Genomic DNA, 21,944 nt, shown 5'->3' on the forward strand with positions numbered 1-21,944 from the left:
AGTGCGATACAGTTGAGGAGTCGACGCGGGGTAGAGCAGTTCGGTAGCTCGTCGGGCTCATAACCCGAAGGTCGTAGGTTCAAATCCTTCCCCCGCTACTCTTCACGAGATCCCGTCCGGTTGGGCGGGATCTCGTCGTTTCCCGGCAGATAGGCGCAGCGGGCCCCCGTCCGCACGGCGGCCCGCAGCTCCACGCCGATGACCGGGTCCGCCTCCGCGATCCGCGCCAGCGCCCGCCTGACCGCCTTGCCGACGGCGATCCTGGCCCGCTCCCCGCCGCCCGCCCGGTCCTCCTCGACCAGGTCGGCCGCCGGGACCTCCCGGCCCGGCCGCGCCACCAGGACGGCCAGGTGACGCATGCCGACGCTGTCGGCGACGAGCGTGCGCCGCCCGCCCAGCGTCACCCGCCACTGCCTGCCGTGCGGCTCGATCCGGCACGCGCCCGGCCCGGCGGGCAGCATCATGCCCAGCTCCCTGGCCTCCTCGGCGGCGGCCGACCGCTCCCGGCGGGCTGCCTCGTCGTCGAGGCCGTGGCGCAGCGCCAGCGCCTGCGCGAGCCGGTGCCGCGACAGCGCCGCGGCGGGCCGGTGGCCCAGCGCCACGTTGTCGCGCACCGCCGCGCGCAGCTCCGCCACCGCGCCGTCCACGTCGCCGGTCGTCAGCGCCGCCATCCCCAGCGAGTGCCGCACCGAGCCGAGACACGTCACGCCCGGCCCGGCCACAGCCGGCAGCCCCGCGTAGGGCGCCAGCAGCTCGCGGGCCCGCGCCGCCGTGCCCGTGTCACGCAGCAGGTACGCGGCCTCGGTCAGGAAGTAGAGCGTCGCCAGCCAGCTTCCCGAACGCGGCAGGTTCTGGCCGCGCAACCGGGCCAGCACCCCCGCCGCCGTCCGGTGATCGCCGGCCGTCGCGGCGGACACGGCCAGGCTCGCCGCCACCGCGTGGTCCACCGGGCTGAGCGTCGGCGACCCGGCCAGCTCGCGCAGCGACGGCACCAGCTCGCCCGCCCGCCCTTGGAACCAGCGGATGGCGCCGAGCTGCTCGCCGTACCAGCCGGGCGCGTCCACGTGCCCCGCCTCCGCGCCCCGCTGCGCGCACGCGCCCGCCAGCGCCTCCGCCTCCTCGAACCGGCCCGCCCGCGTCGCGAGCATCACCTCCGCCGCCCGCGCCACGAACCCGACCGCCAGATGGTCGCCCGCCGCCAGCGCCGCCCGCAGCTCCCGCAGCGACGGCTCCGCCTGCGGATCGGCCGCCTTGAACAGGTCGACCGTCCGCCACATCAGCCCCATGAGCAGGTCGCCGCGCCGCCCGGTGCGCGCGGCCACGCCCGTCAGCTCCGACGCCAGCGCCAGCCGCGTGCCCGCGTGGGCCGGGCCCAGCAGGCAGTGGTGCGCCAGGCTCAGCGCCTCCGCGAGCGCCACCGGGTCACCCGCCGCCCTCGCCTCCTCCAGCAGGCGCAGGGTCCCGGCGTGCTCGCCCGCCCGGTAGTCGTCCTCGCCGCGCATCCTGATCCGCAGCCGCAGCGCCAGCGGGGAGCGCGGGCCGACCAGCGCCAGCGCCCGCCGCTGCCGCGCCCGTACCGTCTCCTGACGCGGGCCCGGCCGGTGCTCCTGCACCCAGATCCCGCCCAGCCCGAGCGCCGCCCGCGCCAGCGCGGCACGGTCGCCGCTCGCCTCGGCCCGGCCGTGCGCCGCCTCGAAGCAGCGCCGCGCGGCCCGTAAGTCGCCCTCCTCGTACAGCGCCCGCTCGCCCGCGGTGATCGCGAACGCGCCGTCGTCACAGCGGGCCAGATCCACGCCCCCCACCGAACAGCCACCTCCCGGGAACGCGCGCGCACGCCATCCCAACAGGCCCCCCGCCCCCCGGCGCACACCACGCCTGCGCATCGTCGCACGGGGACGGGCGAAAAGGGTAGGCGCGCAGGTGTCATACGCTTGCGCACATGATTCGCCCCGCCACTCCCGACGACGTGCCCGTGATCAACCAGCTGGTCCGCGACCTGGCCGAATACGAGAAATCCCTGCACGAGGTCAAGCTCACCGACGAGCGGCTGAAGGACGCGCTGTTCGGCGACTCCCCGGCGGCATACGCCCACGTCGCCGAGAGCGACGGGCAGGTCGTCGGCTTCGCGCTGTGGTTCCTCAGCTTCTCCACCTGGACCGGGACGTACGGGATCTATCTGGAGGATCTGTACGTTCGGCCGGAGAGCCGGGGCGGCGGGCACGGCAAGGCGCTCATGACGGAGCTGGCCCGCATCGGCGTCGAGCGCGGCTACGAGCGGTTCGAATGGTCGGTGCTCGACTGGAACCAGCCGTCGATCGACTTCTACCGGTCGATCGGCGCCGAGCCGTGCGACGAGTGGATCCGCTACCGGCTCTCGGGCGACGCCCTGACGACCTTCGCCGGTCAGTCCCGGTAGCCGGTCAGTCCCGGTAGATCGTCAGCTCGTAGGAGTAGCGGTCGGCCCGATAGAGCGACAGCGCGCGCTCGACCGCCCGGCCGCGCGCGTCGTAGGCCGTCCGCTGCACCAGGAACGCCGGCGAGAACGCCGCCACCCGCAATTCCCGCGCGTCGGCCGGGTCCAGCACCGTCGCCCTGATCGTCTGCTCGGCCCGGCGCGGGGCCAGCCCGTGCCCGGCCAGCTCCTCGTACAGCGAGCCGCGCAACGCCTCGCCCAGCGTGCCCGGCACCAGCGCCGACGGCAGGTAGGAGTGCTCCAGGCAGATCGGCTCGCCGTCGGCCGTACGCACCCGCCGCACGTGCAGCACCTCGGCCGACGGGCTGATGCCCAGCGCGTAGCCGACCTCCGCCCCGGCCGGGATGCGTTCCTCCGTCACCGCCAGCGACCCCGGCCGCAGCCCCCGCGCCCGCATGTCCTCGCTGAACGAGGTCAGCTCCACCGACTTGGCGATGCGCGGCTCGCTCGCGAACGTCCCCGAGCCCTGCACCCGGTAGACGCGGCCCTCCCGCTCAAGCTGGTCGAGCACCAGCCGCACCGTCAACCGGCTCGCCCCGAACTCCTCCGCCAGACTGCGCTCGGTCGGCAGCCGGTCGTGCGGGGCCAGCTCGTCGCCCAGCAGCGAGAGCAGATGCCGGCGCAGCCGTGCCGACTTGCCCTCCGCCTCCTCGTTCACAGCGGGCAGTCTAGCCCTCCCCAGAATTGGGCTATACCATTTCGCCGAGCGAATCCCCCTTGTCGTGGGGGATCAGGTGGATTGGGCTATACAACCATGCTGGAACAGATCCGGGGCGGCCTCGTCGTCTCCTGCCAGGCGCCCGACGGGCACCCGCTGCGCGACCCCGAGACCATCGCCCGGCTCGCCCGCTGCGCCGAACTCGGCGGCGCAGCCGGGCTCCGGATCAACTCCGCCGCCGACATCCGCGCCGTCCGGCGCCACACCGCGCTCCCGGTCATCGGCCTGCACAAGATCCCGTACGCGCACCGCCACCTCATCACCCCCACCCTCGGCCTCGCCCGCGACCTGGCGGCGGCCGGGGCCGCGATGGTCGCCGTCGATTTGACCCGCGAATCGCCCGCCGACGCCGAGCTGGTCGCGGCCGTGCGCGCGTTCGTGCCCGTGATGGCCGACGTCTCCACCCTCGACGAGGGCCTCGCCGCCTGGGACGCGGGCGCCGCCGTGGTCGGCACCACCCTGTCCGGCTACACCGCCGCCCAGCTCCCCACGCCCGACGACCCCGACCTCGCCCTCGTCGCCGCCCTCGCCGGGCACGGCGTGCGGGTCGTCGCCGAGGGGCGCTACCGGACCGAGGACCAGGTACGGCGCGCGTTCGAGGCCGGGGCGTGGGCCGTCGTGGCCGGCGGCGCGATCACCGACCCGGTGTCCCTCACCGCCCGCCTCACCCACGCCACCCCGGCAGCCTCCCGATGACGGCGAACCGGCCAGGCGACCTGTCCTGGGACCGCGGTGGGGAGCCGGGCATTCGTTCCGAGGCGCCCGGCGTCGGCTCCCGGGCTTTCAGTGATGGTGGCGGGGCGCTGGCCGTGGCGGTGGACATCGGCGGCACCAAGATCGCGGCCGGGCTGGTGGACGCCGCCGGGCGGCTGACCGGCGAGCGGCGCACGCCCACCCCGGCGGCCGACGGCGGCGAGGCCATCATGGCAGCCGTCCTGGACTGCGTCCGGCCCCTGCTGGCCCTCGGCGGTGACCGGGTGGTGGCGTGCGGCATCGCGACGGCCGGCGTGGTCGACGCCGGCGGACGCATCTCCAGCGCCACCGACCTGCTCACCGGCTGGGCCGGCACCGACGTCAGGTCCATCGCCGGGCACGCCCTCGGCCTTCCGGTGGCCGTGGTGAACGACTGCCACGCCGCCGGAACCGCCGAAGCCCGCCTCGGCGCCGCCCGGGGCGCCCGCACTGCCCTGGTCGTCGCCGTCGGCACCGGCATCGGCGGCGCCCTGGTGACCGGCGGCACCACGTACCCCGGCCCCACGGGCACCGCGGGCGCCCTCGGCCACCTCCCCGCCCCGGCCTCCGCCCTGGTCGCCGGTCGCAAGTGCTCGTGCGGCGCGACGGACCACATCGAAGCCCACGCCTCAGGCCCCGCGATCGAGCGCACGTACCACGAACTGACAGGCCGCGAGCTGACCGGCGACCGCCTCGATTTGGCCGCCATCGCCGCCCTGGCCCGATCCGGCGACCCGCGCGCCACCCAGGTGATCACCACCGCCGCGACCCTCCTGGGCCGTACGCTCGCGGGCGCCGCCAACCTCCTGGACCCCGACGTGATCGTGATCGCGGGCGGTGTCTCGCGACTCGGCCCCCTCCTGCTGGACCCGCTCCGCCTGGCCTACCGCGCCGACGCCCTGCCCGGCCCCCGCCGCGCCCCGATCCACCCGGCGGCCCTCACCGACCAGGCGGGCCTCATCGGCGCCGGCCTGACCGCCCTCCCCCCACCCTCCTGACCAGCCCGTCCTGGCCGCAGCAGGCCGAGATCCGGGCAACCACCCGCCCGTACGGACCGCGCGCGTACGGACCGCCCCCCGTACGTACGAGCTCTCGTCCGTACGGGGGCGCGCGCCCGTACGGACCGCCCCGCGCCTCGTGGGCCGCCCCCGCGCCGAGCTCGCCCGAACGGTCGTCTCCCAGGGGCGGCTCCCGTAGCTGCGGACGGGCCTCGGCGGGGCGTGGTGGCGGCCCGGGGCCGGTTAGGATGCCGCGCATGCCGCGTCCCCCCGCTCTTCGGCTGGCTGCCGGGCTGCTCGCCGTGTTCTGGCTGGGTCTCGCCGGCGGCGCCGTGCTCGTGTGGGGGACCGCCGCCGCGCCGTTCGAGATCTTCGCCGGGGTGTTCTGGAGCTCGGTCTGGTGCTTCTGGCTCGCCCGGGTGTGGCTGGGCGGGCCGATGGCGATCGGGCTGATGCGCGTGGCGGTGCTCGGGATCGGCTCGGTCCTGCTCGTGGGCGCGGTGCTCGCCGCAGGGATCTCCGGTGGCGGGGTGTATCCGTCGCAGGGGATCGGGGCCGGGGCCGCGCTGTGCGGCGTCGCGGGCGGGCTGCTGCTGGGGCGCGAGGACGTCAAGCGGTGGAGCCGTTCCACGACCAGGGTGCGGGTGGTGCGGCAGCCGCCTGACGGGACCGCGTTCGACCTGCGGGGCGCCGCGCTCAGGCAGGGCCGGGGGATGTTCGGCTGCCTGATGCTCGTCATCTCCGTCGCCGTGCTGGTCGTCGTCGGGGTGATCGGCGCGACGCTGCCCGAGGACCGGGGGGTGGACGCGCCGGACTACCTCGCGTTCATGGCCGGCGTGGTGCTCGTCGTGATCATCGGCATCGCCGGATATATCCGGATCAATCTGCGCGCCAAGGCCCTGGGCGTCCTGACCGTCACCGAACGCGGCATCAACGAGCACCCCTGGCCCAGAATCCGTTCGGCCGCCCTCTCGTACACCGGCGAAGCGAAGACCGTCGACGGCGTCCGCCGCTACCCGGGGGCCCGGCTCGACCTGTCGTTCCACGACGAGCCCGGCGAGCGCCACCTCGCCCTGCCCGGCGACGCCCACCTGCACGGCTCGATCGCGGCGGCCCTGGCCACGCACTGCCCCGAGGGCACGTTCCTGGGCTGGGTGCCACGTACCACCCGATGACCGTCCGCGCCGGGCCGGTGACCGTGCCGCCGCGTCGCCCCCGCCCGCCACCTCGGCAGACGCGGAACCGACCGGCTCCGCCACGCCCTGACCCGCCTCCGCGAGATCACCGACCCCTACCGCTGACCTTCCTCCAGAGCCGCCTCGATGCCCGCGACGAGCGTGCGCAGGCCGTGCTCGAACGCCTCTTCACCCAGCGGGCTGTCCCCTTCGCGCAGCGCCGCCGCCAGCGTCTCGCCGGGCGGCCCGGCCGGCTGCCCGCTCTCGGGGCGTTCCGCCTGCTCCTGCAGCACGAACCCGTTGACGTAGTGGGTGACGTGGGTGATCGCCCGCAACGCGAGCACCGGCCCGAACCCGCGCCTGACCAGCTCCGCCAGCTCCTCGTCGAACCTCGCGACCGTCTCCGCGCCGAGCCGCGTGGCCCCGGCGACGATGCGGGCGCTGTCGCGGTGCGCGAGCAGGCAGCGCCGGTACGCGCGGGCGCGCCGGGCCAGCCACTCCTGCCACGTCTCGTCCGCGCCCGGCGGCCCCATGCCCGCCGCCAGCACGATCGCGTCGGCCATCCCGTCCAGAAGCTCCTGCTTGGTGCGGATGTGCCAGTAGAGCGCCGGTGACCGCACGCCCAGCTCGGCGGCCAGCCTGCGCACGGTCAGCCCGTCGAGCCCGACCTCGTCCAGCAGCCGCAACGCGGTCTCGACCAGCACCTGTGGGGACAGCGCGCCCCGCCTGTTCTCGCCCATCGACGCCCTACCTTAGCAATGCTAAAGTCGCCCTTAGCGTTGCTAAGGAGGCACCGTGCTCACCATCCCCACCCCCGACGGCGCCGGCATACACGCCACCGACGAGGGCCGTGGCCCCGCCGTCCTCGTGGTGCACGCGGGCCTGGACGACGGTTCGCAATGGCACAAGGTCGCCCGCCTGCTCAGCCCCCGCCACCGGGTCGTCCGGATCCACCGCCGCCAGTACCGCCTCGACCTGCGCCCCCGCTGCACCATGGCCCAGGAGGCCGACGACGTCCGCGTGGCGGCGGCGGCACTCGGCGGCCCGGTGCTGCTCGCCGGCCACTCCTCCGGCGGCGTCGCCGTCCTGGAGGCGCTCGCCGCCGCCCCCGGCGCGTTCGCGGGCGCGGTCCTCTACGAACCCCCCATCGTCACCGGCCCCCCGCTCGGCGGCGAGGCCACCGCCCGCACCCGCGCCCTCGCCGACGCCGGCCGCCCCGGCAAGGCCATCGAGATCTTCGTCCGCGACGTCGTCGGCATCCCGCCGTTCGCCTCCCGCCTCGTCGGCCTGTACGTGGCGGCCGCGCCCAGGATGCGGGCCCTGGCGCCCCGGCAGATCGACGACCTCGAGGCGATCGACGACCTCGGCGACCGCCTCGACGCGTACGCCGCCATCGACGCCCCCGTCGTCCTGCTCGGCGGCGACCGCAGCCCCGCCCACCTGGCCGCCCGCCTCGACGCCCTCGAACGCCGCCTCCCGAACGCCCGCCGCGTCACCCTGCGCGGCCAGGGACACAGCGCCCACCTCCGCGCCCCGGCCGAGGTCGCCCACGTCATCGAAACCCTCGCCACGGAAGTCCTCACCGCCCCCGGGAATGCGTAGGCCCCAGGAGCCGGCTCCGCAGCGAGCCGATCGCAACGTAGCCATGCACCGGCGCCCGGGTCGGCCGAGTGTGTCGCGCTGCCGGGGGATCAGCGCCAGGGGGTCCAGGCGGGGTGGAGGGGGATGCCGTCCACCAGGTTCGCGCCCCTGTGGACGTGCACGGTCGCGGGCTCGTCGCCCAGGACGCCCACGAGGCAGAAATGCAGCGGCGAGATCTCCTGCACGGCGCGCGACGACGCCGTCTCGCAGACGACCGAGGTGACCGAGGCGGAGAGCCGGAGCTCGAACAGGCGCAGCGGAGCCTCCGCACCACCCCTGAAATCTTGGTCCGAGATCCACGTCTCGGCCATGCCGAGCAGCGCCGCGTCCGGCGGGCCGGGGGAGGGGGAGAAGACGTCCGGGTAGCCGCTGGAGCCGGAGGAGACGCCCAGGTCCCGCCAGGCGCCCTCGTCCGTGCGCACTGCGACGGCGACGTCCGAGGCCAGCACGCCGTCACGCCTGTGCCGTACGGAGAGCACCGCGCCGAGCCCCTCGGCGCTCCGCCACCTCGCGACCGCCACCACCGAACCAGGCTGAGGCAGCCGCGCGGGCGGCAGCGTGGCGGCGACGAGAGCCGCGGTCAGGGGTGAGGTGTGTGGCATCGCTGTGTCCCGCCAGGTTTGGTTCCACGAGCAACGGACAATCATGCCAGGGAGTCCGAGGCCGTGATCTTGCGGGAGCGGGTAGGTCTCGTCCCGGGTATGCGGGTTCGACGCCTGCCGTGCCGAATCGGCCAAGGGTGCGGCGAAAGCCGGGAAGACGTCCGAACGAAGTGAGGTCCTTGGGGGTTGGCGACCACGGAATCGGTCAGCGGGTGGGGGAGCAGGCCATGTCCGGTGAAGGACATGGCCTGCCTGGTGTTCACACGCCGGCGCCTGCCCGGATCCTCTCCGACTGGCGGCCGGTGTGGCCGTACATCTCCTCCTCCGTCTGCGCGTCCGGCCCGTGGGTCTCCTCGATGCGGAGCGCCACGCCCATGCAGAACAGCGTCGGTGCCCACTGGCCGATGAAGATCCCCCACCGGTCGGCGCGGTCCATGCCCGCGTTCTCGACGTTCTTGGACGTCATCCAGGTGGCGAAGGCCAGCCCAATGGAAGCGATACCGGCCAGATAGCAGTGGTTTGACTTAATGCCCATCTTGTGGAGCGTTTTGATCATGATTCCCCCCTTGCTGTGATGCTGTTACCCCGCGTGACCTTCCGTAATCGTTCCTGGCTGCTGGGGGATGGAGGCTCGGCCGGCGCGTTCCGACAGGGTGCGGAAGGCGGCCAGGAGCTCGGGCGGGCCGTCGACGTGGAAGTCGGCGTCGAGCATGAGGATGTGCAGCGCGAGCCGCATCGGCGTGTCGCCGCCCGCGTGGACCGCGCAGGCGTGGTCGCCGCGCGGCTCGACGGCGACGGACGGGGGCAGCAGGGCGCGGACGACGGCGACGGGCGCGTGCACGGTGACGGTCGCGCGGTGCCGCATGAGCGCCGTGTCGACGCCCTGCGGCACCACGTCCGCCGGCGGCGCGGCGCGGGGGGTGAAGCGGGGGCCGTGCGGGGTGCGTACCGTCATCCGGTCGACCCGGAAGGTGCGCCAGCCGGCACGGTGCACGTCCCAGGCGATCAGGTACCAGCGCCGTCCGGTGTGGACGAGCTTGTACGGTTCGACGTCGCGGACGCGTCCGTCACCGGTGTGGGTGCGGTAGTCGAACCGGAGCCGGTGCCGGTCGCGGCAGGCGGCGGCGACGGCCGTCAGCGTGCCGGTGGCGACGGGCGTGCCGGGCGGCCGGAGCGACACGGTGTGCCGGTGCAGCGCCTGGACGCGGTGGCGCAGGCGGGCGGGGAGTACCTGTTCGAGCTTGACCAGGGCGCGCAGCGCGGTCTCCTCGAACGCCCCGGCGGTGCGCAGCGCGACGGCGACGGCGACGGCCTCCTCGTCGTCGAGCAGCAGCGGCGGCAGTTTGGCGCCCGCGCCGAGCCGGTAGCCGCCGGCGACGCCGGGCGCGGCGTGCACCGGGTAGCCGAGGCTGCGCAGTTTGCCGATGTCGTAGCGGACGGTGCGCGGGCTGACCTCCAGCCGTTCGGCCAGCTCGGCGCCGGTCCAGTCGGCCCTGGCCTGGAGCAGTGAGAGCAGGCGCAGCAGCCGCGCGGAGGTTCCCAGCATGCCCGCATTCAATCCAGGCAAGGACTTTGCCACAAGGGCTGCGACGGTGGGGTCATGAGCGAAGAGATCAGGGACTTCCGCATCGACATCCCCCAGGCGGACCTGGACGACCTGCGCGAGCGGCTGGGCCGGGCCCGGCTGCCGGTGCAGACGCCGGGGGCAGGGCCGGAGCGCGGCCTGCCGGTCGCGGCGCTGGCGGAGCTGGCCGAGCACTGGGCCACGGACTACGACTGGCGCCTGCACGAGAAGCGGCTCAACGCCCTTCCGCAGTACGTCACCACGATCGACGGCCAGGTCATCCACTTCCTGCACGTCCGCTCGCCGGAGCCAGACGCCACGCCGCTGGTCCTGACGCACGGCTGGCCGGGCTCGGTGGTGGAGTTCCTGGACGTGATCGGCCCGCTGACCGACCCGAGGGCGCACGGCGGCGACCCGGCCGACGCCTTCCACCTGGTCGTCCCGTCGCTGCCGGGGTTCGGCTTCTCCGCGCCGCTGGCCGGCCCGGGCTGGACGCTGGAGCGGATCGCCCGCGCCTGGGCCACGCTGATGGCCAGGCTCGGCTACGACCGCTACGGCGCGCAGGGCGGCGACTGGGGGTCGGGCGTGTCGCGGGAGCTGGGCCGGGTCGACGCCGGGCGCGTGATCGGCGTGCACGTGAACTACCTCATGACCTTCCCCCACGGCGACCCGGCGGAGCAGGCCGAGCTCGGCGAGGAGGACCAAGCCAGGCTGGCCGGGCTGGAGCGCTTCACGGGCGAGCTGGGCGGCTACCTGGCGATCCAGTCGACCCGGCCGCAGACGCTCGCGTTCGGGCTGGCCGACTCGCCGGTGGGGCAGCTCGCCTGGATCGCGGAGAAGTTCGCCGAGTGGACCGAGAACGGCGTGGACCGCGACCGGCTGCTCACGAACGTGTCGCTCTACTGGCTGACGAACACGGCCGACTCGGCGGCGCAGATCTACTGGGAGTTCGCGCACGCGTGGAGCATGCCGGAGCGCTCGCCGACGCCGACGGGCGTGGCGGTGTTCGCCCACGACTACGTCAAGCCGGTCCGCGCGCTGGCCGAGCGGACCGACACGATCGTGCACTGGTCGGAGTTCGCGCACGGCGGGCACTTCGCCGCGCTGGAGCAGCCGCAGGCGCTCACCGAGGACGTGCGGGCCTTCTTCCGGGCCCTGCGGGGCTGATTACCAGCATGTTTCCGGCGTGACGCATATGTATTGCGTGTTGCCCGGGTGAGTCACATGTAACCGGCGCACAGCCACGGACCGTCCATGTGCGTAACGCCGGGTTCCTACGTTCGACCTCACCAGAACGTAGGAGGAACGATGACGCGCTGGATCGCCGAGTGGCATCCCGACGACGCGGCCTTCTGGCAGCACACGGGCCGGAAGGTCGCCCGCCGGAACCTCGTCTTCTCGATCCTGGCCGAGCATCTCGGCTTCACCGTCTGGACGCTCTGGAGCATCGTGGCCGCCCGGATGGGCGCCTACGACTTCTCGACCGACCAGCTCTTCTGGCTCGTGGCGGTGCCGAACCTGGTCGGCTCGGCGCTGCGGGTGCCGTACACGTTCGGACCGGCCAGGTTCGGCGGGCGCAACTTCACGGTGGCGAGCGCGCTGCTGCTGATCGTCCCGGCGGTGCTGCTCGGCGTGGCGGTGAGCAGCCCGGACACCCCGTACTGGGCGTTCCTGGCCATCGCGGCCGTCGCCGGCGTCGGCGGCGGGAACTTCGCCTCCAGCATGGCCAACATCACCTACTTCTACCCGCGCGCCCGCCAGGGCGTGGCGCTCGGGCTGAACGCGGCGGGCGGCAACATCGGCGTCAGCTCGGTGCAGCTCGTGATGCCGCTGGTGATCGGGGCGTTCGGGCTGGCGGCGGCGGGCTGGTTCTGGGTGCCGTTCATCGTGGTGGCCGCCGGCTGCGCCTACTTCTTCATGGACAACCTGTCCAGCGCCAAGGCGAGCCCGCGCGAGCAGCTCGCGGTGGCGGGCCGCGCCCAGACGTGGATCCTGTCGTTCCTGTACGTGGGCACGTTCGGCTCGTTCATCGGCTACGCGACGGCGTTCCCGCTGCTGAGCATGAGCCTGTTCCCGGACGCGCCGTGGGCGGCGGTGGCGTTCGCCGGGCCGCTGGCCGGGTCGCTGATCAGGCCGGTGGGCGGCTGGCTGGCCGACCGGCTCGGCGGCGCGCCGGTCACCCTGTGGAACTTCGCCGCCATGGGCGCGGGCGTCGTGCTCGTCTGGCTCGCCTCGGCGTCCGGCGGCTTCTGGCCGTTCTTCCTCGCCTTCCAGGTTCTCTTCCTGACGGCCGGGATCGGGAACGGGTCCACGTACCGGATGATCCCGGCCATCTTCCAGGCCAAGGCGGTCGCCGAGCGCGGCACCGGCGAGGAGGCGCTGCTGCACGGCAGACGGCAGGCGTCGGCGGCCATCGGGATCATCTCCGCGGTCGGCGCGCTCGGCGGGTTCCTCATCAACCGGGCGTTCGGCATGTCGTTCGCCGCGACGGGCAGCCCGGCGGTGGCGTTCGCCGCGTTCGGCGCCTTCTACGCCGCCTGCTTCGCGCTGACCTGGTGGTGCTACACGCGCACCGTCGGCGTGACCCGGATCGCCTCCCTCGCCCATGCGCGGGTGTGAGCGATGACCACCGTCGACACCCACTGCCCGTACTGCGCCCTGCAGTGCGGGATGGCGATCGGCGCCGAGGGGACCGGGATCACGATCACCCCCCGGGCCGACGTCCCGGCCAACGCCGGCGGCGCGCTCTGCCAGAAGGGCTGGACCGCCGCCGAGCTCCTCACCAACGGTGAGCGGCTGACCGGCCCGCTCCTGCACGGGAACCCGGTGTCCTGGGAGGAGGCGCTCGACCACGTGGCGGCGCGCCTCATCGCTCTCAGGGACGAGCACGGCCCCGACGCCGTGGCCGTGTTCGGCGGGGGCGGGCTCACCAACGAGAAGGCGTACCTGCTCGGCAAGCTCGCCCGGGTCGCGCTCGGCACCAGCCAGATCGACTACAACGGCCGCTTCTGCATGTCGTCGGCCGCCGCCGCGTCGATCCGCGCGTTCGGCATGGACCGGGGGATGCCGTTCCCCGTCACCGACCTGGCCGGGGCCGACGTGGTGCTGCTGGCGGGCGCGAACCCGGCCGAGACGATGCCGCCGTTCGTGCGCCACCTGGAGGGCGCGCGGCTCGTCGTGATCGACCCGCGCCGCACCGCGACCGCCCGGCTGGCCTGGCTGCACCTGCGGCCCGCGCCCGGCACCGACCTGGCGCTCGCGCTCGGCCTGCTGCACCTGGCCGTGGCCGAGGACCTGGTCGACGCCTCGTACGTGGCCGGGCGCACGACCGGGTTCGAGGCCGTGCGCACCTCGCTGGCCTCCTGGTGGCCCGAGCGGGTCGAGCGCGTCACCGGCGTGCCGGTCCAGCGCATGCGCGAGGCCGTGCGCGCGCTGGCGTTCGCGAGGAACGCGTACGTGCTCACCGGGCGCGGCGCCGAGCAGCACGCCAAGGGCACCGACACCGTGAGCGCGTTCGTCAACCTGGCGCTCGCGCTCGGCCTGCCCGGCAGGCCCGGCTCCGGGTACGGGTGCCTCACCGGGCAGGGCAACGGCCAGGGCGGCCGCGAGCACGGGCAGAAGGCCGACCAGCTCCCCGGCTACCGCAGGATCGACGACCCGGCGGCGCGCGAGCACGTCGCGGGCGTGTGGGGGGTGCGGCCGGAGGACCTGCCGGGGCCGGGACGGTCGGCGTACGAGCTGCTGGACGCGCTGGGCACGCCCGGCGGGCCGCGCGCGATGCTGCTGTTCGGCTCCAACCCCGTCGTGTCCGCGCCGGATTCGTCCAGGATCGCCGCCCGGCTGCGGGCGCTGGACCTGCTCGTCGTCTGCGACGTGGTGATGTCGGAGACGGCGGCGCTGGCCGACGTGGTGCTCCCGGTCACCCAGTGGGCCGAGGAGACCGGCACGATGACGAACCTCGAAGGCCGCGTCCTGCTGCGCCGCCGGGCGCTCGCGCCGCCGCCCGGCGTCCGCGGCGACCTGGAGGTGATCGCCGGGCTGGCCCGCCGGCTCGGCCACGACTTCGCCGACGACCCCGCCGAGGTGTTCGAGGAGCTGCGCCGCGCCAGCGCCGGCGGCACGGCCGACTACGCGGGCATCACCTACGAGCGGATCGCCGGCGAGACCGGCGTGTTCTGGCCCTGCCCGGAGCCGGAGCACGCCGGCACGCCCCGGCCGTTCCTGGACTCCTTCCCCACGCCCGACGGCCGGGCCAGGTTCGTGCCCGTCGAGCACCGGCCTCCGGCCGAGGAGGTCGACGACGACTACCCCGTCCATCTGACGACGGGCCGCGTGCTCGCCCACTACCAGAGCGGCGCGCAGACCCGCAGGATCGCCTCCCTGACCGCCGCCTCGCCGCACCCGTACGTGGAGCTCCACCCCGACCTGGCCGAACGGCTGGCGATCGAGGCGGGCGACCTGGTGCGGGTGACCAGCAGGCGCGGCACGGACGAGGCGGTGGCCAGGATCAGCGACGCGATCAGGAGCGACACCGTGTTCATGCCCTTTCACTGGGAGGGGGCGAACCGGCTGACCAACCCCGCGCTCGACCCCGCGTCCCGGATGCCGGAGTTCAAGGTCTGCGCCGTACGGGTGGAGCGGGTCTCATGAGGCTCGTCGTGGTCGGCAACGGCATGGCCGGCTCCCGGCTGGTCGGCGAGGTCCGGGCGCGCGACCCGCGGATGACGATCACCGTGTTCGGCGCCGAGCCCGGCCGCCCCTACAACCGGGTGCTGCTGTCGAACGTGCTCGCCGGCAAGGCCAGGCCCGAACAGCTCGGCCTGCACGACCTGTCCTGGTACGCCGCCAACCGGGTCGAGGCCGTGCTCGGCGGCGAGGTCGCCTGGATCGACCGGGAGGCCCGCGCCGTGCACACCGCCGACGGCCGCCGCGAGCCGTACGACCTGCTCGTGCTCGCCACCGGCAGCGAGGCGGTCGTGCCGCCGATCCCCGGCGTGGCGCGGGCCGTCCCGTTCCGCACGCTCGACGACTGCGAGCGCATCCTCAAGGCCGCCGAGCACAGCCGCCGCGCCGTCGTCGTCGGCGGCGGGCTGCTCGGCGTCGAGGCCGCCCGCGGGCTGGCCGGGCGCGGCCTGCCCGTGACGCTGCTGCACCTGGCCGGCCATCTGATGGAACGCCAGCTCGACGCCGAGGCCGGGCTGCTGCTCGGCGAGACGCTGGCCGGGCTCGGCGTCGAGACCCGCACCGGCGTGTCCGCCGCGTCCGTCGAGGAGACGGGCGTCCGGCTGGCCGGCGGCGAGCTCGTCGAGGGCGACCTGGTCGTGCTCGCCTGCGGCGTCCGCCCGCTGACCGCGCTCGCCGCCGAGGCCGGGCTGGAGGTGCGGCGCGGCGTCGTCGTGGACGACGAGCTGCGCACCGACGACCCGTCGATCTTCGCGATCGGCGAGTGCGCCGAGCACGACGGCACCGTGTACGGGCTGGTCGCGCCCGCCTGGGAGCAGGCGTCCGTGGCCGCCGACGTGATCACCGGGGGCAAGGCGCGCTACCGGGGCTCGCGCCTGGTCACCCGGCTCAAGGCGAGCAGCGTCGAGCTGGCCGCCATGGGCGAGACCCAGCTCACCGACGAGCACGCCGAGGTGGTCCGCTTCAGCCACCGCGCCAGGGGCACCTACCGCAAGCTCGTCATCCGCGACGACCGCCTGGTCGGGGCGATCCTGCTGGGCGACAGCGACGCCGTCGGCACGCTCACCCAGCTCTTCGACCGCGGCGGGCCGGTGCCCGGTGACCGGGCCGGCCTGCTGTTCCCCGGGCTGTCGGCCGCGCCGGTCGCCGACAGCCCGGTGCTCATGCCCGACGCGGCCAAGGTGTGCCAGTGCAACAACGTGACCAAGGGCCAGATCAGGGCCTGCTGGGAGGCGGGCGCCAGGGACGTGGCCGGGGTGGCCGCCGCCACCCGCGCCACGACCGGCTGCGGCACCTGCCGTGACGCCGTCGCGGGCATCGTCGGCTGGCTGTGCGAACAGGAAGGGGTCTCCGCATGAAGAAGATCGTCGTGGCCGGGTTCGGCCCGGCAGCACACCGGCTCGTGGAGGCGCTGCTCCAGCGCGGCTTCGACGGGCGCGTCACGGTCATCGGGGAGGAGCCCCGCCCGGCCTACGACCGGGTGGCGCTGACCTCGTACCTGTCGGGCGTGAGCGCCGAGGACCTCGCCTACCCGGTGCCGTCCGGGGCGGTGACCAGGCTGAACAGCCGCGTCACCGGCATCGACCGGCAGGCCCGCGTGGTCACCGTCGAGGGCGGCGAGCCGGAGCCGTACGACGTGCTTGTGCTCGCCACCGGGTCGGCGCCGTTCGTGCCGCCGGTGCCGGGGGCCGGGCACGCCTTCGTCTACCGCACGATCGACGACCTGGACGCGATCCGGCTGGCCGCCAAGGAGGCCGCTGACGGCGTCGTCGTCGGCGGCGGGCTGCTCGGCCTGGAGGCGGCCGACGCGCTGCGCTCCCTCGGCCTGCGCACCCACATCGTCGAGATGAGCCCGTGGCTCATGCCCCGCCAGGTCGACGAGGGCGGCGGCTCGGTGCTCAGGTCGCACATCGAACGGCTCGGGCTGAGCGTGCACGCCGGCTCGGGCGTCCAGGAGATCGTCACCGACGACCGGGGCCGGGTGGCCGGCCTGCGCACGCCCGGCGGCACGCTGATCGAGGCCCAGGTCGTCGTCTTCTCCGCCGGCATCAGGCCGCGCGACGAGCTGGCCAGGGCCTGCGGGCTGGAGGTGGGGGAGCGCGGCGGCGTCGTCGTCGACCCCGGCATGCGCACCTCCGACCCGTCGATCTACGCCATCGGCGAGTGCGCGCTGGCCGGCGGCATGGTGTACGGGCTCGTCGGGCCGTGCTTCACCATGGCCGAGGTCGCCGCCGACCGGATCATGGGCGGCGACGGCACGTTCGACGGCGCCGACCTGTCCACCAGGCTCAAGCTGCTCGGCGTCGAGGTCGCCCAGTTCGGCGCCATGACCGGGGCGCTCGACGTCACCTACATGGACCCGGTCGCCGGCGTCTACAAGAAGCTGTTCATCAGCGACGACGCCCGGACCCTGCTCGGCGGCATCTGCGTCGGCGACGCCGCCCCGTACACCTCGCTGCGCTCGTTCGTCGGCAAGCCGCTGCCCGCGCCGCCGTCCGACCTGCTGTTCACCGGCGGCGGCGCGAACCTCGACCTGCCCGACGACGCCCAGGTGTGCTCGTGCAACAACGTCAGCGCGGGCGAGGTGCGCGCCGCCGTCACCGACCGGGGCTGCGCCGACGTGCCCGCGCTCAAGGCGTGCACCCGCGCCGGCACCACCTGCGGAAGCTGCGTGCCCATGCTCAAGCAGCTCCTGGAGAAGTCCGGCGTCGAGGTCAGCAAGAACCTGTGCGAGCACTTCGCCCACTCCCGCGCCGAGCTGTTCGACATCGTCCGGGTGCGCGGCATCACCACGTTCTCCGAGCTCATCGCCCAGCACGGGCAGGGCCGGGGCTGCGACATCTGCAAGCCGGCCGTCGCCTCCATCCTCGCCTCCCTGCACAACGGGCACGTCCTCGACGGCGAGCGCGCCGCGCTCCAGGACACCAACGACCACTTCCTCGCCAACATCCAGAAGAACGGCACGTACTCGGTCGTCCCGCGCATCCCCGGCGGCGAGATCACCCCGGACAAGCTCATCGTCATCGGCGAGGTCGCCCGCGACTTCGGCCTCTACACGAAGATCACCGGCGGGCAGCGGATCGACCTGCTCGGCGCCCGCGTCGAACAGCTTCCGGAGATCTGGCGGCGGCTCGTCGAGGCCGGGTTCGAGTCCGGCCACGCCTACGGCAAGGCGCTGCGCACGGTCAAGTCGTGCGTCGGCTCCACCTGGTGCCGCTACGGCGTGCAGGACTCCGTCGGCCTGGCCATCGCGCTGGAGCTGCGCTACCGGGGCCTGCGCTCGCCGCACAAGCTGAAGTCGGCGGTCTCCGGCTGCGCCCGCGAGTGCGCCGAGGCCCGCTCCAAGGACTTCGGGATCATCGCCACCGAACAGGGCTGGAACCTGTACGTCGGCGGCAACGGCGGCTTCAAGCCCCGCCACGCCGACCTGCTCGCCGGCGACCTCACCACCGACGAGCTCATCAGGACCATCGACCGGTTCCTCATGTTCTACATCCGCACCGCCGACCGGCTGCAACGCACCTCCGCCTGGCTGGAGTCGCTCGACGGCGGCCTCGGCTACCTGCGCTCGGTGATCGTCGACGACGCGCTCGGCATCTGCGCCGACCTCGACGCCCACATGGAGCGGCACGTCGCCACCTACGTCGACGAATGGCGGGCGACCCTGGACGATCCGGACAAGCTCTCCCGGTTCGTCAGCTTCGTCAACGCGCCGGGCGTGCCCGACCCGTCCATCGTGTTCGCCGCCGAGCGCGGCCAGATCAAGCCGGTGGTGACCCGATGACCTGGGTGGACGTCTGCGGCTACCAGAACCTGCTGCCCGAGCGCGGCGTGTGCGCGCTCGTCGGCGACCGCCAGGTGGCGCTCTTCCGCACCCACGACGGCTCCGTGCACGCGCTCGGCAACCTCGACCCGTTCAGCGGCGCGTACGTGCTCTCGCGCGGCATCGTCGGCACCAGGAAGGGCGAGCCGACCGTCGCCTCGCCGCTGCACAAACAGGTGTTCTCGCTGGTCACCGGACACTGCCTGGACGAGCCCGACATCGCCGTGCCCGTCTACCACGTCCGGCTCGACGGCGACCTCGTGCAGGTGGCCGTGAGCGTTTAACGGGTGGAGCCCCGGGCATTCAGCTGGCATTCACGTGCTGGAACTCGGGGGAGGTGCGGATGCCGGCGTTCGACGCCTCCGCTTACGGCCGCGGCATCGCCGACATCTACGACGCCACCGTACGCGGCCTGCCCACGGACCAAGCTGTCGACCTGCTTCACGAGCTCGCCGACGGCGGGCCGGTGCTGGAGTTCGGCATCGGCACCGGCCGGCTGGCCCTGCCGCTGGCCGCCCGCGGCCTGGAGGTCGCGGGCATCGACGGCTCGGCGGAGATGGTCGAGGTGCTGCGCGGCAAGCCCGGCGGCGACCGCGTGCCCGTCACGATCGGCGACTTCTCCACGGCCACCGCCGACGGCTCCTACGCGCTCGTCGTGCTCGCCGCCAACACCGTCTACGCGCTGCCGTCGCAGGACGCCCAGGTCGCCTGCTTCCGCAACGCCGCCGCCCACCTGCGGCCCGGCGGCAGGTTCGTAATCGAGGCGTGGGTGCCCGATCCGGCCGCCTTCCGCGACGGCAGCGCGCTGCGGCTGCTGTCGATGACCGAGGACGCCGTCGTCGCCGAGGCGGCCGTGCTCTCCCCGGCCGGGCAGCACATGCACACCACCCGCATCCGGCTGACCGCCGAAGGGGTGCGCCTGCTGCCCGCCAACCACCGCTACGCCTGGCCCGCCGAGCTCGACCTGATGGCCCGGCTGGCCTCGATGGAGCGCGAGCATCGCTGGTCGGACTGGGCGCGCACCCCGTTCGGCGACGACAGCCGCGCGCACGTGTCCGTCTACCGCCGGAGTGCCTGATGCGCCTGCCTGCCGCCCGGGGCCCGATCAGCGACCAGCTCTTCTCCTGCCTCACCGGGCCGCCCGGGGAGCTCGGGGAGCTCGGCCCGCTGGAGCCGGGCGCGCTGCCGCTCGGCGACGACGACCTGCAGCTCGCCCTGTTCGCCTGCTACGAGCTGCACTACCAGGGCTTCGACGACGTGGACGAGCGCTGGGAGTGGGAGCCGTCGCTGCTGCGGGCCCGCGCCGCCCTGGAGCGCGGCTTCGAGGACGCGCTCGCCCGCGCCGTGCCGCGCCCCGCCCCGGTCGAGCCGCGCCACGTGCGGCGGGCGCTCACCGCGCTGGCCGTCGCCGACGAGGGCCCGCCGCTGTCGCAGCACCTGCAGCGCACGGCCGACCTCGCCCAGTTCCGCGAGTTCGCCGTCCACCGCTCGATCTACCACCTGAAGGAGGCCGACCCGCACACCTGGGCCATCCCGCGCCTCCAGGGCGGGGCCAAGGCGGCGCTGGTCGAGATCCAGGCCGACGAGTACGGCGGCGGACGCCGCGAGCGCATGCACTCCGAGCTGTTCCGCGCCACCCTGCGCGGCCTCGGCCTCGACGACTCCTACCTCGCGCACCTCGGCCGCGTCCCCGGCATCACGCTGGCGATCTCCAACGCGATGTCGCTGTTCGGCCTGCACCGGCGGCTGCGCGGCGCGCTCGCCGGCCACCTGGCAGCCCTGGAGATGACCTCCTCGCTGCCCAACCGCCGCTACGCCACCGGCCTGCGCCGCCTCGGCGGCGACGCCACCGCCACCCGCTTCTACGAGGAGCACGTCCAGGCCGACGCGGTGCACGAGCAGATCGCCGCCAACGACCTGTGCGGCGGGCTCGCCGCCGCACAGCCGTCGCTCACCGGCGACATCCTGTACGGGGCCGCATGCGCGCTCACCCTCGAACGCCTGTGGGCCGAGCACGTCATGGACTGCTGGGAGCGCGGCGTCTCGTCACTGGCCGAGCTGGAGACGGCCGTCGCGAGCCCGTGATGGACCTCGACTACGTGCTGCCGCTGCGGTGGGAGGACGACGCCGGGCTGGACGAGCTCACCGCCTACCTGACCGGCCTGGCCCGGCACGCCCGCGTGATCGTCGTCGACGGCAGCCCGGCCGCCCTGTTCGACCGGCACGCCCGCCGCTGGCGCGGCCTCGTCACCCACGTGCCTCCCGACCCCGAGCTCGGCTACGCCAACGGCAAGGTCACCGGCGTCACCACCGGCGTGCGCCTGGCCCGCGCCGCGCACGTGGTCATCGCCGACGACGACGTACGCTACGACCCGGCGGGGCTCGCCAGGATGCGGGAGCTGCTCGCCGGGGCCGACCTGGTGCGCCCGCAGAACTACTTCTCCCCGCTGCCCTGGCACGCCCGCTGGGACACCGCCCGCAGCCTGCTCAACCGGGCGTTCGGCGCCGACTACCCGGGCACCCTCGGCGTCCGGCGCGACTTCTTCCTGGGCATGGGCGGCTACGACGGCGACGTGCTGTTCGAGAACCTGGAGCTGATCCGGACCGTCCGGGCGCGCGGCGGGCGCGTGGTCTCCGCCCCCGGCCTCTACGTGCGCCGCCTGCCCTGCCAGGCGCGGCGCTTCTGGTCGCAGCGGGTCCGGCAGGCCTACGACGACCTCGCGCAGCCGTGGCGGATGGCGGCGTTCCTGGCGGTGGCGCCGGGCGTGGCCGTCGCGCTCGCCCGCCGCCGTCCCGCCGCGCTGGCCGGGGCCGCCGCCGTCACCGTGGCGGTCGCCGAGCTGGGCCGCCGCCGCTGCGGCGGCCACCGGGTCTTCCCGGCGACGTCGTCGCTGTTCGCGCCCGTGTGGGTGGCCGAGCGGGGCGTCTGCAGCTGGCTCGCCCTGGCCGCCGCGCTCACCGGCGGCGTCCCGTACGCGGGGCGGCGGCTGCGCCGGTCAGCCAGCTCCGTCCGCAGGCTCCGCCTCCTGGCCGCTGGGGGCGCGGAAGCCGGCCGTCTTGTGTGAGCCGTCGCAGAACGGCTTGGCCGCCGAGCGGCCGCACCGGCACAGCGCGACGGTGGCCCGGCCGGGCGGGATGCGCTCGCCGTCCTGGGTCACCAGCGCGAACTCGCCACGAATGAGCAGCGGGCCGTCTTCACAGGGGGTCACCGTGACCGGTTCATCCGACATTCGCGTCAATTGCCCGAAATGGCACTTTTGAAACGATGTCAGAGGCGGAGGTCCGTCTCCGCGGGTGGGAAAACATGCGCGCCATGATGGGCGGGCGGGAGGACGCATCGCCGCCCCGAATCGGCGGAGGCGCAACGCTCGGCGTCGTCGCGCTGCGGCAGAGGATCGGCGGGCGGAGCGGGGTTCGCCTTGATATGCGGCACTAGAGGGACGGTATCGGCGGCGCGCCGGGCAACGGGTCTCAGTGGGGCAACGATCAGACCTCTGAACGATCTCGCCGAATTCTGTGAAGCCGAGGGTGAGAA

The 21,944-nt window shown here is 74.2% G+C and carries 21 protein-coding genes and 1 tRNA gene; 15 read left to right on the forward strand and 7 right to left on the reverse strand.

The annotated features are described in order from the left end of the window. Positions 1–24: 24 nt before the first annotated feature. A tRNA-Met gene (locus tag KME80_RS23390) sits at positions 25–98 on the forward strand. Here KME80_RS23390 and KME80_RS23395 read toward each other — a convergent pair. Further along, the gene (locus tag KME80_RS23395) at positions 96–1,802 is read right to left on the reverse strand and encodes a hypothetical protein (RefSeq protein ID WP_219508257.1); all 1,707 of its coding nucleotides are present in this window, start codon (positions 1,800–1,802) and stop codon (positions 96–98) included. The two genes, KME80_RS23390 and KME80_RS23395, sit on opposite strands and share 3 nt — an antisense overlap. 137 nt (positions 1,803–1,939) lie before the next feature. Here KME80_RS23395 and KME80_RS23400 point away from each other — a divergent pair, with 137 nt between their 5' ends. Then, positions 1,940–2,416, forward strand: a complete 477-nt coding sequence (locus tag KME80_RS23400; protein WP_219508258.1) for a GNAT family N-acetyltransferase — start codon at positions 1,940–1,942, stop codon at positions 2,414–2,416. 4 nt (positions 2,417–2,420) lie between these two features. Here KME80_RS23400 and KME80_RS23405 read toward each other — a convergent pair whose 3' ends face one another. Continuing rightward, positions 2,421–3,131, reverse strand: a complete 711-nt coding sequence (locus KME80_RS23405; protein ID WP_219508259.1) for a GntR family transcriptional regulator — start codon at positions 3,129–3,131, stop codon at positions 2,421–2,423. A 96-nt stretch (positions 3,132–3,227) separates the two neighbouring features. Here KME80_RS23405 and KME80_RS23410 point away from each other — a divergent pair, with 96 nt between their 5' ends. From KME80_RS23410 to KME80_RS23420, 3 genes are all read left to right on the forward strand, one after another. Beyond that, positions 3,228–3,887 (forward strand): N-acetylmannosamine-6-phosphate 2-epimerase, encoded by a 660-nt coding sequence (locus KME80_RS23410; RefSeq protein ID WP_219508260.1) that lies wholly within the window; start codon positions 3,228–3,230, stop codon positions 3,885–3,887. Beyond that, a complete protein-coding gene (locus tag KME80_RS23415) occupies positions 3,884–4,921 on the forward strand; it encodes an ROK family protein (protein WP_219508261.1) in 1,038 nt (345 codons plus the stop codon). The genes KME80_RS23410 and KME80_RS23415 overlap by 4 nt, the downstream gene beginning before the upstream one ends. A 257-nt stretch (positions 4,922–5,178) precedes the next feature. Next, positions 5,179–6,096 carry a hypothetical protein gene (locus KME80_RS23420; protein ID WP_219508262.1) on the forward strand — a complete coding sequence of 306 codons (918 nt, stop codon included), beginning with the start codon at positions 5,179–5,181 and terminating at the stop codon, positions 6,094–6,096. Between the two features lie 116 nt (positions 6,097–6,212). Here the strand turns inward: KME80_RS23420 and KME80_RS23425 are convergent, their stop codons facing one another. Further along, positions 6,213–6,836: a TetR/AcrR family transcriptional regulator C-terminal domain-containing protein gene (locus KME80_RS23425; protein ID WP_219508263.1), complete on the reverse strand. Its 624-nt coding sequence runs from the start codon at positions 6,834–6,836 to the stop codon at positions 6,213–6,215. Between the two features lie 55 nt (positions 6,837–6,891). On the opposite strand from KME80_RS23425, the gene KME80_RS23430 reads away from it, so the two are divergent. Then, positions 6,892–7,698, forward strand: coding sequence for an alpha/beta fold hydrolase (locus tag KME80_RS23430; RefSeq protein ID WP_219508264.1), 807 nt, complete (start codon positions 6,892–6,894; stop codon positions 7,696–7,698). 89 nt (positions 7,699–7,787) lie between these two features. On the opposite strand, the gene KME80_RS23435 is transcribed toward KME80_RS23430, so the two are convergent. The 3 genes from KME80_RS23435 to KME80_RS23445 form a co-directional block, all read right to left on the reverse strand. Next, complete coding sequence (locus KME80_RS23435; RefSeq protein WP_219508265.1) at positions 7,788–8,339, reverse strand: hypothetical protein; 552 nt, start codon at positions 8,337–8,339, stop codon at positions 7,788–7,790. A gap of 259 nt (positions 8,340–8,598) precedes the next feature. Further along, complete coding sequence (locus KME80_RS23440) at positions 8,599–8,895, reverse strand: hypothetical protein (RefSeq protein ID WP_219508266.1); 297 nt, start codon at positions 8,893–8,895, stop codon at positions 8,599–8,601. 24 nt (positions 8,896–8,919) lie between these two features. Continuing rightward, entirely contained in the window at positions 8,920–9,885 is a 966-nt protein-coding gene (locus KME80_RS23445; protein WP_219508267.1) for a helix-turn-helix transcriptional regulator, read from the reverse strand. A 54-nt stretch (positions 9,886–9,939) separates the two neighbouring features. On the opposite strand from KME80_RS23445, the gene KME80_RS23450 reads away from it, so the two are divergent. From KME80_RS23450 to KME80_RS23490, 9 genes are all read left to right on the forward strand, one after another. After that, the gene (locus KME80_RS23450; protein ID WP_219508268.1) at positions 9,940–11,070 is read left to right on the forward strand and encodes an epoxide hydrolase family protein; all 1,131 of its coding nucleotides are present in this window, start codon (positions 9,940–9,942) and stop codon (positions 11,068–11,070) included. A gap of 141 nt (positions 11,071–11,211) precedes the next feature. Beyond that, complete coding sequence (locus tag KME80_RS23455; protein ID WP_219508269.1) at positions 11,212–12,522, forward strand: MFS transporter; 1,311 nt, start codon at positions 11,212–11,214, stop codon at positions 12,520–12,522. A 3-nt stretch (positions 12,523–12,525) separates the two neighbouring features. Next, positions 12,526–14,553: a molybdopterin oxidoreductase family protein gene (locus tag KME80_RS23460; protein WP_219508270.1), complete on the forward strand. Its 2,028-nt coding sequence runs from the start codon at positions 12,526–12,528 to the stop codon at positions 14,551–14,553. Continuing rightward, entirely contained in the window at positions 14,550–15,944 is a 1,395-nt protein-coding gene (locus KME80_RS23465) for an FAD-dependent oxidoreductase (protein ID WP_219508271.1), read from the forward strand. The genes KME80_RS23460 and KME80_RS23465 overlap by 4 nt, the downstream gene beginning before the upstream one ends. Next, on the forward strand, positions 15,941–18,370 hold the full coding sequence (gene nirB / locus KME80_RS23470) for a nitrite reductase large subunit NirB (RefSeq protein WP_219508272.1): 2,430 nt from the start codon (positions 15,941–15,943) through the stop codon (positions 18,368–18,370). The genes KME80_RS23465 and nirB overlap by 4 nt, the downstream gene beginning before the upstream one ends. Beyond that, positions 18,367–18,693 (forward strand): nitrite reductase small subunit NirD, encoded by a 327-nt coding sequence (gene nirD, locus KME80_RS23475; RefSeq protein ID WP_219508273.1) that lies wholly within the window; start codon positions 18,367–18,369, stop codon positions 18,691–18,693. The genes nirB and nirD overlap by 4 nt, the downstream gene beginning before the upstream one ends. A 59-nt stretch (positions 18,694–18,752) precedes the next feature. Continuing rightward, positions 18,753–19,487 carry a class I SAM-dependent DNA methyltransferase gene (locus KME80_RS23480; protein WP_219508274.1) on the forward strand — a complete coding sequence of 245 codons (735 nt, stop codon included), beginning with the start codon at positions 18,753–18,755 and terminating at the stop codon, positions 19,485–19,487. After that, complete coding sequence (locus tag KME80_RS23485) at positions 19,487–20,494, forward strand: iron-containing redox enzyme family protein (RefSeq protein WP_219508275.1); 1,008 nt, start codon at positions 19,487–19,489, stop codon at positions 20,492–20,494. The genes KME80_RS23480 and KME80_RS23485 overlap by 1 nt, the downstream gene beginning before the upstream one ends. Beyond that, entirely contained in the window at positions 20,494–21,474 is a 981-nt protein-coding gene (locus tag KME80_RS23490; protein ID WP_246645566.1) for a glycosyltransferase family 2 protein, read from the forward strand. Before KME80_RS23485 ends, KME80_RS23490 begins: the two co-directional genes overlap by 1 nt. Here the strand turns inward: KME80_RS23490 and KME80_RS53265 are convergent. Further along, positions 21,406–21,747 carry a CDGSH iron-sulfur domain-containing protein gene (locus tag KME80_RS53265; RefSeq protein ID WP_372455381.1) on the reverse strand — a complete coding sequence of 114 codons (342 nt, stop codon included), beginning with the start codon at positions 21,745–21,747 and terminating at the stop codon, positions 21,406–21,408. The two genes, KME80_RS23490 and KME80_RS53265, sit on opposite strands and share 69 nt — an antisense overlap. Positions 21,748–21,944 lie beyond the last annotated feature (197 nt).

The organism is Nonomuraea ceibae, assembly GCF_019396325.1.
GTDB classification, from domain to species: domain Bacteria; phylum Actinomycetota; class Actinomycetes; order Streptosporangiales; family Streptosporangiaceae; genus Nonomuraea; species Nonomuraea ceibae.

Coding starts and splice junctions, on each gene's coding strand:
- KME80_RS23400 (WP_219508258.1), top strand. CDS start 1,940: ATGATTCGCCCCGCCACTCCCGACGACGTGCCCGTGATCAACCAGCTG.
- KME80_RS23410 (WP_219508260.1), top strand. CDS start 3,228: ATGCTGGAACAGATCCGGGGCGGCCTCGTCGTCTCCTGCCAGGCGCCC.
- KME80_RS23415 (WP_219508261.1), top strand. CDS start 3,884: ATGACGGCGAACCGGCCAGGCGACCTGTCCTGGGACCGCGGTGGGGAG.
- KME80_RS23420 (WP_219508262.1), top strand. CDS start 5,179: ATGCCGCGTCCCCCCGCTCTTCGGCTGGCTGCCGGGCTGCTCGCCGTG.
- KME80_RS23425 (WP_219508263.1), bottom strand. CDS start 6,836: ATGGGCGAGAACAGGCGGGGCGCGCTGTCCCCACAGGTGCTGGTCGAG.
- KME80_RS23435 (WP_219508265.1), bottom strand. CDS start 8,339: ATGCCACACACCTCACCCCTGACCGCGGCTCTCGTCGCCGCCACGCTG.
- KME80_RS23440 (WP_219508266.1), bottom strand. CDS start 8,895: ATGATCAAAACGCTCCACAAGATGGGCATTAAGTCAAACCACTGCTAT.
- KME80_RS23445 (WP_219508267.1), bottom strand. CDS start 9,885: ATGCTGGGAACCTCCGCGCGGCTGCTGCGCCTGCTCTCACTGCTCCAG.
- KME80_RS23450 (WP_219508268.1), top strand. CDS start 9,940: ATGAGCGAAGAGATCAGGGACTTCCGCATCGACATCCCCCAGGCGGAC.
- KME80_RS23455 (WP_219508269.1), top strand. CDS start 11,212: ATGACGCGCTGGATCGCCGAGTGGCATCCCGACGACGCGGCCTTCTGG.
- KME80_RS23460 (WP_219508270.1), top strand. CDS start 12,526: ATGACCACCGTCGACACCCACTGCCCGTACTGCGCCCTGCAGTGCGGG.
- KME80_RS23465 (WP_219508271.1), top strand. CDS start 14,550: ATGAGGCTCGTCGTGGTCGGCAACGGCATGGCCGGCTCCCGGCTGGTC.
- nirB (WP_219508272.1), top strand. CDS start 15,941: ATGAAGAAGATCGTCGTGGCCGGGTTCGGCCCGGCAGCACACCGGCTC.
- nirD (WP_219508273.1), top strand. CDS start 18,367: ATGACCTGGGTGGACGTCTGCGGCTACCAGAACCTGCTGCCCGAGCGC.
- KME80_RS23480 (WP_219508274.1), top strand. CDS start 18,753: ATGCCGGCGTTCGACGCCTCCGCTTACGGCCGCGGCATCGCCGACATC.
- KME80_RS23485 (WP_219508275.1), top strand. CDS start 19,487: ATGCGCCTGCCTGCCGCCCGGGGCCCGATCAGCGACCAGCTCTTCTCC.
- KME80_RS23490 (WP_246645566.1), top strand. CDS start 20,494: ATGGACCTCGACTACGTGCTGCCGCTGCGGTGGGAGGACGACGCCGGG.
- KME80_RS53265 (WP_372455381.1), bottom strand. CDS start 21,747: ATGCGTCCTCCCGCCCGCCCATCATGGCGCGCATGTTTTCCCACCCGC.